Below are 14,776 nucleotides of genomic sequence, written 5' to 3'. Positions count from 1 at the left end.
ACAACTCCTGCACGGCTCAGCGCCTTTAACCGGGCGTACCAGAGGGAGACAAGCCGTCCGCCCGTTTTGACGGTGCAACTTTTTTGAGGCTATAGGCACTTTACGTATACGTTTGCGGCGGCGGTTCCCGGCTCGGGGAGCCAGGCCGCCGTTTGTTTTTGAATGTCGGAGGAAAGTGCGTGTTGAACCGGGTTCCGCAGCAAGGCCTAGAAGCGCAGGGCATCAGGACGAACGCCGAACTGTTCTGGAACCTGACCATGGCACCGTTGGTGGAACAAGCGGTGAGCCGCGGCGAAGGCCTGCTCGCCAAGGATGGCCCCATCGTGGTGAAGACCGGCCGTCATACCGGGCGCAGCGCGCAGGATCGGTTCATCGTTCGCGACGCGGTGAGCGAAAACAGCGTCTGGTGGGGCAAGTCGAACAAGCCGATGGACGAGCGGGCGTTCGACCGGCTGCACGAGGATTTCCTGGAGGCGCTGGCCGACAAGCCGACCTTGTTCGTGGCGGATCTTCACGGCGGCTCGCAGCCCGAGCATCGGGTCAAGGTTCGGGTGATCAACGAGCTGGCCTGGCAAAATCTGTTCATCCGCACGATGCTGGTGCGCCCGGAGGCCGCGGAGCTGGCGAACTTCGTGCCCGACTATACCATCATCGACCTGCCGAGCTTCAAGGCCGATCCCGAGCGCCACGGCTGCCGGTCGGAGACAGTGATCGCCATCAATCTGAGCAAGAAGCTGATCCTGATCGGCGGCACCGAATATGGCGGCGAGATGAAGAAGAGCGTGTTCGGCCTGCTCAACTTCCTGCTGCCCGAGCAGGGCATCATGCCGATGCACTGTTCCGCCAACATCGGTCCGAACGGCGACACCGCGGTGTTCTTCGGCCTGTCCGGCACCGGCAAAACCACCCTGTCCGCCGATCCCAGCCGGACCCTGATCGGCGACGACGAGCATGGCTGGTCGGACACGGCGGTCTTCAACTTCGAGGGCGGCTGCTATGCCAAGATGATCCGCCTGTCGGCCGAGGCCGAGCCGGAGATCCACGCGACGACCCGGCGCTTCGGCACCGTGCTCGAGAACGTGGTCATGGATCCGGAGACGCGCGAGCTCGACCTCAACGACAACAGCCTGGCCGAGAACAGCCGCGGCGCCTACCCAATCGAGTTTATCCCGAACTCGTCGGAGCGGAACATGGGGCCGGTTCCGCAGAACATCGTCATGCTGACCGCGGACGCGTTCGGGGTGCTGCCGCCGATCGCCCGGCTGACTCCCGATCAGGCGATGTTCCACTTCCTGTCGGGCTACACCGCCAAGGTGGCCGGAACCGAGATCGGGGTCACCGAGCCGGAAGCGACCTTCTCCACCTGCTTCGGCGCGCCCTTCATGCCGCGACACCCTTCCGTGTACGGCAACCTGCTGAAGGAGCGGATCGCCCGGGGCGGAGTCAGTTGCTGGCTGGTCAACACCGGCTGGACGGGCGGCAAGTACGGCACGGGCAAGCGCATGCCGATCAAGGCGACCCGGGCATTGCTCAACGCCGCGCTCGATGGCTCGTTGAACGATGCCGAGTTCCGCAAGGACCCGTATTTCGGGTTCGAGGTGCCGGTGGCGGTGCCGGGCGTGGACAGCGCCATTCTCGACCCGCGTTCGACCTGGGCCGACAGGCAAGAGTTCGACACCACCGCGGCCAAACTGGTCGACCTGTTCTGCGACAATTTCGAACAATTTGCTGAACATGTCGACGAGGGCGTGCGGTCCTGCCGGCCGCAGGTCGGGCAACGGCAGGACGCGGCGGCAACGGTAGCCTGAGGCTGGCAGAAGCCCTCGGACCGGGATTAGCGTTGAGGGGCTGGCTACCGGATCTCTTGGTCTACCTGGCCGCGGGCGCGGTTCGCGCCGCCTTGCCGAACAACCAGGCGGAAGCGAGCCAGAGGCCGCAGAACCCTCCTCCAGCCAAGACGAATTCACGCGGCCAGACCGGTGAGCGCGCGCCCCAGCCGATCGCGAGGACGGTGCTGGTGACGAGCAGCTGGACGATGGCGGCCGCGAGCAAGGCCCGGGCCATCCCGGCCGGCCGGAAGGCGGCCAGCATCGCGCCGACCAGCGCGGTAAGCGGGACCAAGCCGAACAGCAGATTGGCCGGGTTGTCCTCGCTTCCGATCAACCCGACCGCGCCATTGGCCCAGACGAGCAAAAAGGTGGCGGCCAGCGCCACTCCCACGCCCGCCCGGTACGCCCGGTCTCGGGTCCTGCTCACCGCCAGCTCGTAGGTGAGGCCGACGGCGCCAATGAGCACTCCTGCGAAGATGAAGTCGGCACCGTTCCAGCGGACCTCGTCCGTGAGCTGCATGGCCGCCAGTGGCAGAAGCAGAACCAAGCCTGCTATCCCCCAGCAAATGATACGCCAGTTTACCCTGGCAGCCTGTCTGTTTACGTCGTTGGTCATGGTTGTCCCTCCGAAATAAGGAGAGTCCACCCTGCACGGCAATCGCGTGAGCGGCATGAGCACCGCCTGATCTTTTGCTGAGCAATGCGAGGTCGGGGTGAGAGACCGCTGACGCCCATACCGGGCGTCGAAAGCGACACGTCAGCCTGAAGCAACACGGGACACCCTGAGCACAGGCGCGAGTGCCTTATGCATCGGCCGGCCTGATCCGTCGCTACGGGCGACAGCGCCGAGAGCGCTTAGTGCTCTGCCGGCTGCCAGACCGCCAATTCGCTGCCCGAAGGATCAATGAAGTGAAACCGTCGTCCGCCTGGGAAAGCGTAGATCGGCCGGGCGACAATGCCCCCTGCCTCCACCACCGCGGCCAGCGCTGCTTCAAGATCCGCGACCCGAACCACCGGCAAAGGTGCGGAGATCGAGTCCTCGGGCGTGCCGTTCAGGCCGACGTCGACCACACCGTTGGTCGTTGCGGCGTAATCCGGGCCGTAGTCGGTGAAGTTCCAGCCGAAAGCCTTGGCGTAAAAGGCGCGGGTCAGCTCGTGCGCGGTAAGCGAAGGCAGCTCGACATAGTCGATCCGCGTACCTGCTCCACTATCGCCATCCATCTCAGTAACGCCGGATCAGCCCAGCGAGGCGACCCTGGATCTTGACCCGGTCCTCTGCATAGCGCTGCGGCTTGTAGGAGCGGTTGGCGGGATCGAGCCGAATCATGCTGCCTTCGCGGCGGAAGGTCTTCAGGGTCGCTTCTTCATCGTCGATCAGCGCGACCACGATCTCGCCGTCGCGCGCCGCATCGATCTTGCGGATCAGCGCATAGTCGCCGTCGAGGATGCCTTCTTCGACCATAGAATCCCCCGCGACTTCCAACGCGTAGTGCTCGCCGGGGCCGAGCAATGCCGCCGGCACCGAAAAGGCTTCAGTCCCCTGCAACGCCTCGATCGGCGTTCCCGCGGCGATGCGGCCATGGAGCGGAATGGCGATCGTATCATTGGCCGGAGTGCGCACAGTTCGCAGGGGCGCAGCCGCGGGCAACTTGCCTTCACCCACCGCACCGCCGGCATCGGGCATGCGCAAGACTTCCAACGCCCGCGCACGGTTGGGCAGCCGCCGGATGAACTGACGCTCCTCCAAAGCGGAGATCAAGCGGTGAACCCCCGACTTGCTCTTGAGGTCGAGCGCTTCCCGCATCTCGTCGAAGCTCGGCGACACGCCGCTCTTGCCCAGACGATCGTGAATGAATTGCAAGAGTTCGCGCTGCTTAGCCGTGAGCATGCCACTCTCCCTGGTGAACAGACGGAGAACGTGTAAAGAACATTGTAGCGGCTTGTCAACTGCACAGGTCGAGGAAGTTGCGGAGCAGCGCGTGGCCGTGTTGCGACGCCACGCTTTCCGGATGGAATTGCACCCCATGCACCGGCGCATGGGCGTGGCGAAAGCCTTGCACGGTGCCATCCGCAGCCCAGGCATTCGGACGCAGCGCGCTGGGGTAGGCCGTGACCGCCAGCGAGTGGTAGCGGGTGGCATTAAGCGGCGAAGGCAGACGTGCGAACAGCCCACTTTCGTCATGGGTGACCGCGCACGTCTTGCCGTGCACCGGAGGCACTTGCTCGACCTCCGCGCCGACTGCGAGCCCGATCGCCTGATGGCCGAGGCAAACTCCGAGTAGCGGACGCGCCTCAGCGATGCAGGCCGCGGAGAGTTCCACCGAGATGCCGGCGGCGTCGGGGCGACCAGGTCCGGGCGAGATCAGGAAGCCGTCGAAAGGGCTGTTCAGAACCTCCGCGAGGGTCACTTGGTCGCTTCGGACCACCCGCACCTTCGCGCTAAGCGTCGTGAGATAGTCGACCAGGGTGAAGGTGAAGCTGTCCTGATTGTCCAGGACCAGGATGGAGGGCATGCCCATGCCCGAGCCGCGCTCAACCGCCGCTGGTGAAACGCCGCTTGGCGGCGGCGATCGCCGTCTCGTTGCGGCGCACACCCAGTTCGCGCTGCGCCGCCGAGAGGAACTGTGCGACCAGCTCGCTTCCGGCCTGACGATTGAAATCGGCTTGGACCTGCGAGATCAGCCCGGGCTGGCTGAGGGCGTCGCCGGGAACGATCCGCTCCAAGCGGACCACGAAATAACCGCCGTTGTTCGGAGCCGCCACGATGCGGGTCTTCCCCGGCGCAAGGCTGAACAACATGCGGAGCGGTGCCGGTACTTGGCCTTGGAGCTCAGCCAGCTCAAGCCTCCGGACCTGCAGGGGGCGCGGCGCGGAGGACGCGGGTGCGCCCGCTTCGCTCCACGCGCGCGCCAGAGGCATACCCGAGCTAGCCTTGGCGACCACCTGGTTGGCAACGGCTCGGGCCCGGTCCAAGGCGCGCTTGGTCCGGAAGTCGGCTGCTACCCGTTCGCGGATGGAGGCGAGCGGCGCTGGCGCCCCCGGAGTGACATCGCCGGTCGCGACCAGCGCGTAGCCCGCTTCTCCCGGCAGCTCTTCCACTATCGGGTCGTCGTCGGGGGCAAGGTCGAAGGCGACGGTGGGAAGGGCGGCGTACTCGGCCGGCAAGCGGAAGTTTGGATCGCTGGGCGAGGTGCCGTTGGCGAGCACGGGTGGAGTGCTGAGGACCGGCAGCCGGTTGGCGGCGGCGACCTCCTGGAAGTTGCGGCCGTCGGCAAGCTGTTCCTCGACCCGGGCGACCAGGTCCGTGAGAGCGTTCTTGCGCTTATTCGCGGACAGCCTCCCGGAGATCTCGGTTCGCGCCTGCTCGAGCGTCTTGCCGGGAGTACGGTTGATCGACTCGACCTTGATGACGTCGAAGCCCGTGCTGGACTGGACCGGGCCGATCACGGTTCCCGCAGGTGCGGCGAACACCTGCGCGGCAACCTCGGCGCCCGCCAAGCCGGCAAGCTGCTCGCGGCTCTGGGCGCCGAGCGCGACATCGGCGGCGCTGAAGCCGGCGGGAGCGGCAGCCGCGGCGAAGGTCCCGGACCTCGCCCGTGCCGCAATCTGCGCGGCGGCGCTGCGGCCGGCCACCGAAGCCCGGCTCAGCACGCGCGTTTCGCCGCCCGCGTAGCTGGCGCGATTGGCATTGTAGTATGCGGCGATCTCTGCGTCAGTCGCGGCGATGTTTTCAAGTTGCTCCGGGCCGATCCGGGCAATGCGAACCACCCGCTGTTCGGGGACCAGATAAAGGTCACGATATTGGTTGTAGAAGGCCTGGAGTTCGGCATCGGTCGGCGCGGGGCCGGCTTGGTAAGCGGTGGTGGGCACCAGCGCGACCTGTCCCGAGCGCTGCTCGAGCAGCATGGAGGCATAGGGGCGGGCCACCCCGACCGGCACTCGGGTGTTCGCGGCCAACGGGGTCAGGACCAGCCGCTGCAGCAGCAGGGTGGTAAGCTCGGAGCGGACCTGCGCGTCCGTCAGGCGGTTCTGCGCTAGCCAGCCTTGATAGCTTGCCTCGCTGAACCGGCCGTCCAGACCGCGCACGCCCGGGATCTTCACGATCTCCGCATCGACCAGCTTTTTCGAGGGCAGCAGCCCATGCTCCTCCGCATAGGCCTTCAGGGCCCTCTCCTGAATGAGGCCATTGACGATGGCATCGAACTCGGGCGCGAGGTCGGCATAGGTCGCGTCGGGCTTCTGTTGGCGCAGCTGCTGAAGCTGCCGCTGCATGATGTCCGACAGTTCGGCTTCCGTCACCTGCTCGGAACCGACCCGGGCAAGCACGCCCTGAGAGAAGGACCCACCCGGCCGCAGACTGGTGATGTCGGCCAGCGCGAAGCTGGCCAGGATCGCCAGCAGGAACAGGACGACGATGACGGTGCCGACCTTGGACTTGGACAGGCGGCGAACGGACGAAAGCATGGAAGATGGTTCTCGCGGGGACGGGGTAGCGGGTGCTTTAGGGATGCCGCGGCTTCCCATCAAGGCGAGCGCCAGCTAGGCGCGTGGCGAACAAGGGATGGAAGACTGAACGGCAATGACGAGCGCGAAGCTGGTTGCGGGCAATTGGAAGATGCATGGCACCTCGGCAGACCTCCGGGAGGTCCAGGCGATCGCTGACGCGGCCCACGCTTTGGACGGCCGGGTTGAGGTCGCTCTGTGTTTGCCGGCAACGCTGATCCATCGCGCGGCCGAAGCCGTGCCCGGCTTCCCCGTGGGCGCGCAGGACATCCACATGGCTGATCAAGGCGCCCACACCGGCGACGTCTGCGCGGCCATGCTGCACGATGCGGGTGCGGCCTTGACCATCGTCGGGCACAGCGAGCGCCGCGACGCGCACCGGGAGGACAACAGCTGCGTCCGCGCCAAGGCGGAGGCGGCGCTGCGTTCCGACTTGCGGGTGATCCTGTGCGTCGGGGAGAGCGATGGCGAGCGGGGATCCGGGCGCGCGGTGGAGGTCGTTTGCGGGCAGCTCGACGCTTCGCTTCCGGGTGGCGAGGCGGCGGCGGGAGCGGTGCCTGACAGTCTGGCGATCGCTTACGAGCCGATCTGGGCGATCGGTACGGGCAAAATCCCGACCACCGAAGATATCGCCGAAATGCATCGGGCGTTGCGCCAGCGGTTGCTCGCGGCGTACGGCGACGCGGGCGGGCAAGTGCGCATTCTCTACGGTGGCTCAGTCAAGCCGTCCAACGCGGCCGAGATCTTCGCCATCCCGGATGTCGGCGGTGCGCTGGTCGGCGGGGCGAGCCTCAGGGCGGCGGACTTCCTGCCGATCGTGGAGGCGGCCGCACGTTGAACTCAGGACGCCTGGCCGCTAAGTGCCGCACCTGATCTTTCGAGAAAGCGGTCGCCACCGATGTTTACCTTCCTATTGATCGTCCAGACGCTGGTCGCGCTGGCGCTTGCCGCCGTGATCCTGATGCAGCGCTCGGAAGGTGGCGGGCTGGGGGTAGGCGGCAGCTCGGCCGGACTGATGACGGCACGCGGCGCGGCTGATTTCCTGACGCGTGCGACGACTATTCTTGGAACGGTGTTCGTGGTGTTGTGCATCGCCCTGGCGGCTATCGCCGGCACTCGGGGCGACGCCCAGTCGGTGGATGCCTCGGTCGCCAACCAGGTGGCTCCGGCGACGCCGATCAGCCCGCTGGAGCCCGGCGGCAATCCGCTGTCCGCGCCGCCCGCCGGCCCCAACACCGCGCCGCCCAACAACGCCGCGCCGGGTTCGCAGCAGCCCGCCGATAACGGCGCGGTTCCGCTGGCTCAATAAGCCACACCCTTCCGGAAACTTGGGCGCCAAACGGATAATCCGCTTGCCTGCCGACGCGCGCTGGATTTAAAGCTCGACTCCCATGGCGCGGTTCATTTTCGTTACCGGCGGCGTGGTCTCCAGCCTCGGCAAGGGTCTTCTTTCGGCAAGCTTGGCAGCGCTGCTGCAAGCGCGCGGCTACAAGTGTCGCATCCGCAAGTTCGACCCCTATCTGAACGTCGATCCGGGGACCATGAGCCCCTATCAGCATGGCGAGGTCTACGTCACCGACGACGGTGCGGAGACCGACCTCGACCTCGGCCATTATGAGCGCTTCAGCGGGGTGTCGGCCAAGCAGTCCGACAACATCACCACCGGCCGCATCTACCGCGACATCATCGCCCGCGAGCGGCGCGGCGATTACCTAGGCGCGACGGTCCAGGTCGTTCCGCACGTCACCAATGCGATTAAGGAGTTCGCACTGGCCGAAATCGAGGGCCTCGACTTCGTGATCTGCGAGATCGGCGGCACCGTCGGCGACATCGAGAGCCTGCCGTTCATCGAAGCGCTGCGCCAGCTTCGCAACGACCTCGGCCGCGGCAACACGGTCAGCGTGCACACTACGCTGGTGCCGTGGATCAAGGCCGCGGGCGAACTGAAGACGAAGCCGACCCAGCATAGCGTGCGCGAGATCTCGAGCCTTGGCGTGCAGCCGGACGTGCTGCTGTGCCGCGCCGAGATGCCGATCCCGGACGGCGACAAGGCCAAGATCGCGCAGTTCTGCAACGTGCCCAAGTCCGCGGTGATCGAGGGGCTGGATGCCCGCTCGATCTACGACGTGCCGCTGCAATACCATCGCGAGGGCCTCGACGACGAAGTGCTGCGCGCCTTCGGGATCAGCGACGCGCCGCCACCCGAACTCGAGCGCTGGGACGAGATCATGGACCGGCTCGACAATCCGGAAGGGGAGGTCACGATCGGCGTGGTCGGCAAGTATGTCGGGCTACCCGACGCCTACAAGTCGCTGCGCGAAGCGCTGGTGCACGGCGGCATCGCCAACCGGGTCAAGGTCAACATCAAGTGGCTCGACGCCGAGCTGTTTGAGCAGGACGGCGGTATCGTAGGCGAACTCGAGCCGATGCATGCGATCCTGGTGCCCGGCGGCTTCGGCGAGCGCGGATCAGAAGGCAAGATCGCATCCGTGCGGTTCGCCCGGGAGCGCAAGGTTCCGTTCTTCGGCATCTGCCTCGGCATGCAGATGGCCTGCATCGAAGGGGCGCGGAACACCGCCGGCATCGGGCAAGCCAACACCACCGAGTTCGGCGACACGCCCGAGCCGGTGGTGGGTCTGATTACCGAGTGGATGAGCAGGGAAGGACTGCAGGCCCGCGCCGCCGACGGCGACCTCGGCGGCACGATGCGGCTCGGGGCCTATGAGGCGGAGCTTGGCGGCAACAGCCATGTCGCGGCGATCTATGGCGCCACCCGCATCAGCGAGCGCCACCGCCACCGCTACGAGGTCAACGCCCACTACAAGGAGCCGCTGGAGCGCGGCGGCCTGGTGTTCAGCGGATTGTCGCCGGACGGCTGCCTGCCCGAGATCGTCGAGCGGCCGGACCATCCATGGTTCATCGGCGTCCAGTTCCACCCCGAGCTCAAGAGCCGCCCGTTCGCGCCGCACCCGCTGTTCGCCAGCTTCATCGAGGCGGCGCTTAAGCAGTCGCGGCTGGTCTAGCCGCTGTCGGCACCGATTGCGGGTTCGCCGCCGCGGGCCTATGTGCTTGAAGGCATGCGCTTCATCCTTCGCCTGTTGTCGCTTCTTGCGCTGACGCTTGCGCCGTTCACAGCGCCTGCGCAGGCGATGACCGTCGACGCCAAGCAGACCCACTGTGCCGACATGGGGAGCCAATCCGATCAGCACCCGATCAAGCCGCAGCCCGACGATGCGAGGTGCTGCGTTGCAGTACCGGCCGCGCTGCCCGCCTCGGCAGCGGCAAGCTCCGCTACTCCGCCCCGAGAGAAGAGAATCAGCTTCAGCACGGTTCTGCAACTTGCTGGGCTGCAGTCCGAGGCCGAGGACCCTCCACCCCGCTCCTGAAGAACGCCCTCTCACGTTCAGTCACAGGAGTTCAATACCATGCTCACCATCCTCTTCACCGTTGCCCTGGCTGCGGCCGCGCCGGCGCAGCAGGCTGCCCCGGCAAACCTCCATGCCAATCATGCCGGGCACGGCCAGGCCGGTCACGCCGGGCATCAGGGCGCCCAGCGCAGCGGCCATGACATGGCCTGCTGCAAGGACAAGGCGGGGTCCGCAGATTGCTGCAAGGGCAAGAGCGCCGATTGCTGCGCCAGTCAGGCCAAGCCGGACGAGGCTCATGCCGGAAACCACCAGCACGGCCATTAAGCACTAAGCGCGCGGGGACGGCGCCTCTGTCAGGCAGCCGTCCCCGCGTCGCGGGAGATACCCGATGAAAACCAGCTTTCTGCTGGCGACAGGCCTTGCGGGCCTGCTCGCCGCTTCCCCCGCTGCTGCCCAGCATGCCGAGCACGAACATCATGCTCCGCAACCCGCGCCAGATCCGGCCCCGCAAGCGCAGCAACATGTGGATCATCCGCCACCGGCTCCTCAGCAAGTGGACCACTCGCGGATGGACCACTCGCAAATGGATCATTCGACGATGGGCCACACCCAAACGGGTGCTGGCGACACGGGTCACGCGGACCACGGCGCTATGACCGGCGCTCTCGGTTCCTACCCGATAGGGCGCGAGTCGTCGGGCACGGCATGGCAGCCGGACAACAGCGAGCACCGCGGCGTCATGGCGTCGGCGGGCGACTGGCACCTGATGGGTCACGCCGACCTAACCTTGGTCCATAGCGGGCAGGGTGGTCGCCGCGGTGACGACAAGACCTTCGTGTCCGGCATGGTAATGGGCATGGCTCGCCGGCCGCTGGGCCAGGGCACGCTGCAACTCCGGGCAGGGTTCAGCCCCGACCCGCTGATGGGTCGCCGCGGCTACCCGCTGCTGCTGGCGAGCGGGGAAACGGCGAACGGCCGCGACCGGCTGATCGACCGGCAGCATCCGCACGACTTCTTCATGGAGCTGTCCGCCTCCGTGTCCCACCCGATCGGTCCGAACAGCAGCGTCTTCCTCTACGGCGGCCTGCCCGGCGAGCCGGCATTCGGGCCGGGCGCCTACATGCACCGCGAGTCGATCATGGACTCGCCCGAAGCGCCAATCAGCCACCATTGGCTCGACTCCCAGCACATCACCTTCGGCGTGCTGACTGGCGGCGTGGTGCTCGACCGATTCAAGCTGGAGCTGTCCCGCTTCAACGGGCGCGAGCCCGACCAGCGGCGCTGGAACATCGAGACCGGTCCGCTTGATTCCACCGCCGCACGCGTCAGCTGGAATCCGACGGACGAATTGGCGCTGCAGGCGAGCTGGGCCGACCTCAAGGAGCCGGAGCAGCTTGAGCCGGGGATCGACCAGACACGCTGGTCGGCGAGCGCCATGTACGCGCGGGAAATCGGACAGGGCGTAAGATGGGCGTCGACCTTGGCTTGGGGGCGCCGCAAGGCGGAAGGCCACAGCTATGATGCTTGGGTCGCTGAGACCTTGCTCAAGAAGGGCTTGTGGACGGCGTTTGGACGCGGCGAAATCACGGAGAACAACGAGCTGATCGAAACCGAGGGAGAGGATCATGGGCGAGCGTTCCGCGTGGGCAAGGTGTCGGCTGGGGCCATCCGTGACTTCCAGCTCGCGGATCATGTGAAGCTCGGCCTGGGCGGCCTGGTTGCGGTCAACTTCGTGCCGGGCGGGTTGCAGGACGTATACGGCTCATCCCGCCCAATCGGCGGAATGGCATTCCTGCGGCTCAAGATCGACTGAGCGCTCCCATTGCCAGCGCGGGTGGGAGCCGCCAAATGGTTGTCCATGAACAACGTCGTTTCCACCCGCCTGGCGGTGCTCGGCTCCGGCCCGGCCGGCCTCACCGCCGCCATCTACGCCGCTCGCGCCGGCCTCCAGCCGATCGTCATTCAGGGCATCCAGCCGGGCGGGCAGCTGACCACTACCACCGATGTCGAGAATTACCCCGGCTTCCGCGACGTCGTCCAGGGCCCCTGGCTGATGGAGGAGATGCAGGCGCAGGCCGAGCATGTCGGCACGCGCTTTATCTGGGACCACATCAGCGAAGTCGACTTTAGCCGTCGGCCGTTTCGCCTGATCGGGGACAGCGGCGACGTGTACCAAGCCGAAACGCTGGTGATCGCAACCGGCGCGCAGGCGCGGTGGCTGGGGCTGCCGTCCGAGGAGCACATGAAGGGCAAGGGCGCGTCCGCCTGCGCGACCTGTGACGGCTTCTTCTATCGCGGCAAGAAGGTGGCGGTGATCGGCGGCGGCAACACCGCGGTCGAGGAGGCGCTATACCTCACCAACCACAGCCAGGACGTCACCCTGATCCACCGCCGCGACAGCCTCCGCGCCGAGCGGATCCTGCAGGACCGGCTGTTCGCCAACCCGCACATCCGCGTGATCTGGAACCATGAGGTCGACGAGTTCCTAGCAGGCGGCCAGCCGGAGACGCTGGTCGGCCTACGCCTCAAGGACCGGCTCACCGGCGCGACCCAGGTGATCGACGTCGATGGAGCGTTCGTCGCGATCGGCCACAAGCCGGCGACTGAGCTGTTCCGCGGCAAGCTCAAGCTCGACGACGAAGGCTATATCGCGGTCGAGACCGGCTCCACCCGGACCAGCGTCGACGGGGTGTTCGCGTGCGGTGACGTGACCGACAAGATCTATCGTCAGGCGGTCACGGCTGCGGGCACCGGCTGCATGGCGGCGCTCGATGCCGAGAAGTATCTTGCTGCCCGCGAGTATGAGGCGATCGCGGCGGAGTAGCTCCGGCGCTTAAGCAGCGCGGCGCTGGTCGGGGTCGCCGGGCACCGGTTCGGCCGGATCGTCGCCGAGCGCGACCGCCCGATTGTTCCGGTCGACATGCACCACCCGCGGCTTCAGCGCGCGCGCTTCGGCATCTTCCAGCACGCCATAGGCCATGATGATCACGAGATCGCCCGGCTCCACCAGGTGCGCCGCGGCGCCGTTGATGCTGATTATGCCGCTGCCCGCAGGCGCTTGGATGACGTAGGTCTGCAGCCGAGCGCCATTGTTGATGTCGGCGATCGTGACCTGCTCGCCTTCGAGCAGGTCCGCGGCGTTCATCAGGTCCGTGTCAATGGCGATGGACCCGACGTAGTGGAGGTCGGCCTGAGTCACCGTCGCGCGGTGGATCTTCGACTTCAGCATGGTCCGAAACAAGGCTTATCCTCCTCGTACAGGGCCGCAACTATCAGGTGAGGACGCGCCCGTCGACAATCAAGTGCTGCAGTGCACAACCGCAGGTGCAGCAGAGCTTATGGATAGAGTGCCTCGACGAAGTAAAGCCCCTCGGGCGGGGCGTTGAGGCCGAGCGCCGAGCGGTCTCGGGCCTCCAGTGCGTCACGCATCTGATCCGGCCGCCATTGGCCCCGGCCGACGAGGGCAAGGCAGCCGATCATGGAGCGGACCTGGTGGTGGAGGAAGCTGCGGGCAGCGGCGTGGATGTGGACCTCATCGCCAACGCGCTCGACGTCGAGGCGGTCGAGGGTCTTGAGTGGGCTGTCCGATTGGCAATGGACCGAGCGGAAGGTGGTGAAGTCGTGGCGGCCGACGAGCATCGCCGCGGCTTTTGCCATGGCGGGCACGTCGAGCTCAGGCCCGATCCGCCAGGCCCGGCCGCGGTCGAGGGTGAGCAGCCCGCGGCGGTTGGCGATGCGGTAGAGGTAGCGGCGCCCGGTGCAGGAGAAGCGGGCGTGCCAGTCGTCAGCCACGGGCTCCGCAGACAGCACCGCGACCGGGTCGGGGCGGAGCAGGGCGTTCAGCCCCTCGCGCAGGCGGTCAGGGGTGAGTTGCTTCGCCAGTTGGAGGTGCGCGGCCATGCCGAGGGCGTGCACCCCGGCGTCGGTGCGGCCGGCGGCATAGGCGGTCACCTCCTCGCCCGTCATTGCCGCCGCGGCCCTCTCCAGCGCCGCCTGGACCGAGGGGCCGTGGTACTGCCGCTGCCAGCCCATGAAGGGACCGCCATCCCACTCCAGGATTAGCTTCCAGCGGGTCACAGGACGACAGTGCCGACCGGGACCGCGAAGCCGCGGAGCAGGTCGGCGGGCGCCATAGGTCCGCGGCCGGCGCGTTGGAAGAGGGTGGGACTGATCGCTCCGGTGCCGCAGGCGATCGTCAGCGCCGCGTCCAGCACCTCCCCGGGCTGGCCAGTGGCGTCGGCCACCTCAGCCGCCAGCAGCTTCACCCGCTCGCCCGCCACTTCGAACCAAGCGCCGGGAGCGGGGGCGAAGGCGCGGACCTGGCGTTCGATCTGCTCCGCCGGCGCGGTCCAGTCGATCCGTGCTTCGGCCTTGTCGATCTTGGCGGCGTAGGTGACGCCGGCCCCGGGTTGCGGGACCGGCGGGTGGGCGGCGGGGTTGGCGAGATAGTCGACGATCAGCCTGGCCCCGAGCAGCGCCAGTTCCTCGGTCAGCTCGCCGGCGTTGCGGGGGCCGACCGGAAGCTCGCCGCGGAGGAGCATCGGGCCGGTGTCGAGCCCGGCCTCCATCTGCATGATCGTCACCCCGGTCACCCCGTCGCCGGCGAGGATGGCCCGGTGGATCGGCGCTGCGCCGCGCCAGCGGGGGAGGAGGGACGCGTGGACGTTTACGCAGCCGCGGGCGGGGGCGTCGAGGATGGGCCGGGGCAGGATCAGGCCATAGGCGGCAACCACCGCCATTTCCGCCCCGAGCGCCGCGAACGCTTGCTGCTCCTCGGGAGCGCGGAGACGGGCGGGGGTGCGGACGGGCAGGCCGAGCGCTTCCGCCCGGGTCTGGACTGCGGTGGGCTGGAGCTTCTTGCCGCGGTGGGCGGGGCGGGGCGGCTGGCAGTAGACCGCCGCCACCTCATGCCTCGCTGCGACCAGCGCATCGAGGGTGGGCACCGCGAAGCCCGGGCTGCCCATGAAGATCAGCCGCATCGGTGGGGGGTCCGGGGCGGCGCGCTTGACTGCGGTTGACTGTGGATCGCGTTCTGCTTTCCCGGATTTCCGGGGTTTGGAGGATTACGCCGCCGAA

17 protein-coding genes are annotated in these 14,776 nt (G+C 67.2%); 8 read left to right on the top strand and 9 right to left on the bottom strand.

What is annotated here, in order from left to right; genetic code table 11:
• Nucleotides 1-179: 179 nt before the first annotated feature.
• Nucleotides 180-1,808, top strand: coding sequence for a phosphoenolpyruvate carboxykinase (locus tag QZX62_RS08130; protein WP_294173549.1), 1,629 nt, complete (start codon nucleotides 180-182; stop codon nucleotides 1,806-1,808).
• A 61-nt stretch (nucleotides 1,809-1,869) separates the two neighbouring features.
• Here the strand turns inward: QZX62_RS08130 and QZX62_RS08125 are convergent, their stop codons facing one another.
• From QZX62_RS08125 to QZX62_RS08105, 5 genes are all read right to left on the bottom strand, one after another.
• The gene (locus QZX62_RS08125; protein WP_294173548.1) at nucleotides 1,870-2,376 is read right to left on the bottom strand and encodes a hypothetical protein; all 507 of its coding nucleotides are present in this window, start codon (nucleotides 2,374-2,376) and stop codon (nucleotides 1,870-1,872) included.
• Nucleotides 2,377-2,684: 308 nt separating this feature from the next.
• The gene (locus QZX62_RS08120; protein ID WP_294173546.1) at nucleotides 2,685-3,050 is read right to left on the bottom strand and encodes a VOC family protein; all 366 of its coding nucleotides are present in this window, start codon (nucleotides 3,048-3,050) and stop codon (nucleotides 2,685-2,687) included.
• Between the two features lies 1 nt (nucleotide 3,051).
• Complete coding sequence (gene lexA, locus QZX62_RS08115) at nucleotides 3,052-3,717, bottom strand: transcriptional repressor LexA (protein WP_294173545.1); 666 nt, start codon at nucleotides 3,715-3,717, stop codon at nucleotides 3,052-3,054.
• A 55-nt stretch (nucleotides 3,718-3,772) separates the two neighbouring features.
• Complete coding sequence (locus tag QZX62_RS08110; protein ID WP_294173632.1) at nucleotides 3,773-4,342, bottom strand: aminodeoxychorismate/anthranilate synthase component II; 570 nt, start codon at nucleotides 4,340-4,342, stop codon at nucleotides 3,773-3,775.
• A gap of 19 nt (nucleotides 4,343-4,361) precedes the next feature.
• Nucleotides 4,362-6,293, bottom strand: a complete 1,932-nt coding sequence (locus tag QZX62_RS08105) for a peptidyl-prolyl cis-trans isomerase (protein ID WP_294173544.1) — start codon at nucleotides 6,291-6,293, stop codon at nucleotides 4,362-4,364.
• 115 nt (nucleotides 6,294-6,408) lie between these two features.
• On the opposite strand from QZX62_RS08105, the gene tpiA reads away from it, so the two are divergent.
• The 4 genes from tpiA to QZX62_RS08085 all read left to right on the top strand — a co-directional run bounded on the left by tpiA (nucleotide 6,409) and on the right by QZX62_RS08085 (nucleotide 9,718).
• Entirely contained in the window at nucleotides 6,409-7,170 is a 762-nt protein-coding gene (gene tpiA / locus QZX62_RS08100; protein ID WP_294173543.1) for a triose-phosphate isomerase, read from the top strand.
• Nucleotides 7,171-7,230: 60 nt separating this feature from the next.
• A complete protein-coding gene (secG, locus tag QZX62_RS08095; protein WP_294173541.1) occupies nucleotides 7,231-7,641 on the top strand; it encodes a preprotein translocase subunit SecG in 411 nt (136 codons plus the stop codon).
• Nucleotides 7,642-7,723: 82 nt separating this feature from the next.
• Nucleotides 7,724-9,355, top strand: coding sequence for a CTP synthase (locus QZX62_RS08090; protein ID WP_294173539.1), 1,632 nt, complete (start codon nucleotides 7,724-7,726; stop codon nucleotides 9,353-9,355).
• 54 nt (nucleotides 9,356-9,409) lie between these two features.
• Complete coding sequence (locus tag QZX62_RS08085; protein ID WP_294173537.1) at nucleotides 9,410-9,718, top strand: hypothetical protein; 309 nt, start codon at nucleotides 9,410-9,412, stop codon at nucleotides 9,716-9,718.
• 21 nt (nucleotides 9,719-9,739) lie between these two features.
• Here QZX62_RS08085 and QZX62_RS08080 read toward each other — a convergent pair whose 3' ends face one another.
• Entirely contained in the window at nucleotides 9,740-10,021 is a 282-nt protein-coding gene (locus QZX62_RS08080; protein WP_294173535.1) for a hypothetical protein, read from the bottom strand.
• Between the two features lie 137 nt (nucleotides 10,022-10,158).
• On the opposite strand from QZX62_RS08080, the gene QZX62_RS08075 reads away from it, so the two are divergent.
• From QZX62_RS08075 to trxB, 3 genes are read left to right on the top strand one after another with little or no spacing between them, the layout of a single operon-like run.
• Nucleotides 10,159-10,356 carry a hypothetical protein gene (locus QZX62_RS08075; RefSeq protein WP_294173533.1) on the top strand — a complete coding sequence of 66 codons (198 nt, stop codon included), beginning with the start codon at nucleotides 10,159-10,161 and terminating at the stop codon, nucleotides 10,354-10,356.
• Nucleotides 10,353-11,513, top strand: a complete 1,161-nt coding sequence (locus QZX62_RS08070; protein ID WP_294173531.1) for a hypothetical protein — start codon at nucleotides 10,353-10,355, stop codon at nucleotides 11,511-11,513. Before QZX62_RS08075 ends, QZX62_RS08070 begins: the two co-directional genes overlap by 4 nt.
• A 45-nt stretch (nucleotides 11,514-11,558) precedes the next feature.
• Nucleotides 11,559-12,524 carry a thioredoxin-disulfide reductase gene (trxB, locus tag QZX62_RS08065; protein WP_294173530.1) on the top strand — a complete coding sequence of 322 codons (966 nt, stop codon included), beginning with the start codon at nucleotides 11,559-11,561 and terminating at the stop codon, nucleotides 12,522-12,524.
• 9 nt (nucleotides 12,525-12,533) lie between these two features.
• Here the strand turns inward: trxB and panD are convergent, their stop codons facing one another.
• The 3 genes from panD to fmt all read right to left on the bottom strand — a co-directional run bounded on the left by panD (nucleotide 12,534) and on the right by fmt (nucleotide 14,679).
• Complete coding sequence (panD, locus tag QZX62_RS08060) at nucleotides 12,534-12,941, bottom strand: aspartate 1-decarboxylase (protein WP_366926195.1); 408 nt, start codon at nucleotides 12,939-12,941, stop codon at nucleotides 12,534-12,536.
• A gap of 95 nt (nucleotides 12,942-13,036) precedes the next feature.
• Nucleotides 13,037-13,777 (bottom strand): tRNA pseudouridine(38-40) synthase TruA, encoded by a 741-nt coding sequence (truA, locus tag QZX62_RS08055; RefSeq protein WP_294173526.1) that lies wholly within the window; start codon nucleotides 13,775-13,777, stop codon nucleotides 13,037-13,039.
• The gene (fmt, locus tag QZX62_RS08050; protein WP_294173524.1) at nucleotides 13,774-14,679 is read right to left on the bottom strand and encodes a methionyl-tRNA formyltransferase; all 906 of its coding nucleotides are present in this window, start codon (nucleotides 14,677-14,679) and stop codon (nucleotides 13,774-13,776) included. Before fmt ends, truA begins: the two co-directional genes overlap by 4 nt.
• Nucleotides 14,680-14,776: the final 97 nt, after the last annotated feature.

Origin of the sequence: uncultured Sphingomonas sp., from assembly GCF_902806265.1 — a bacterium.
Lineage (GTDB): Bacteria > Pseudomonadota > Alphaproteobacteria > Sphingomonadales > Sphingomonadaceae > Sphingomicrobium.
The sequence above is the reverse complement of the archived record's forward strand: the minus strand, read 5'-3'. Positions and strand labels throughout refer to the sequence as shown.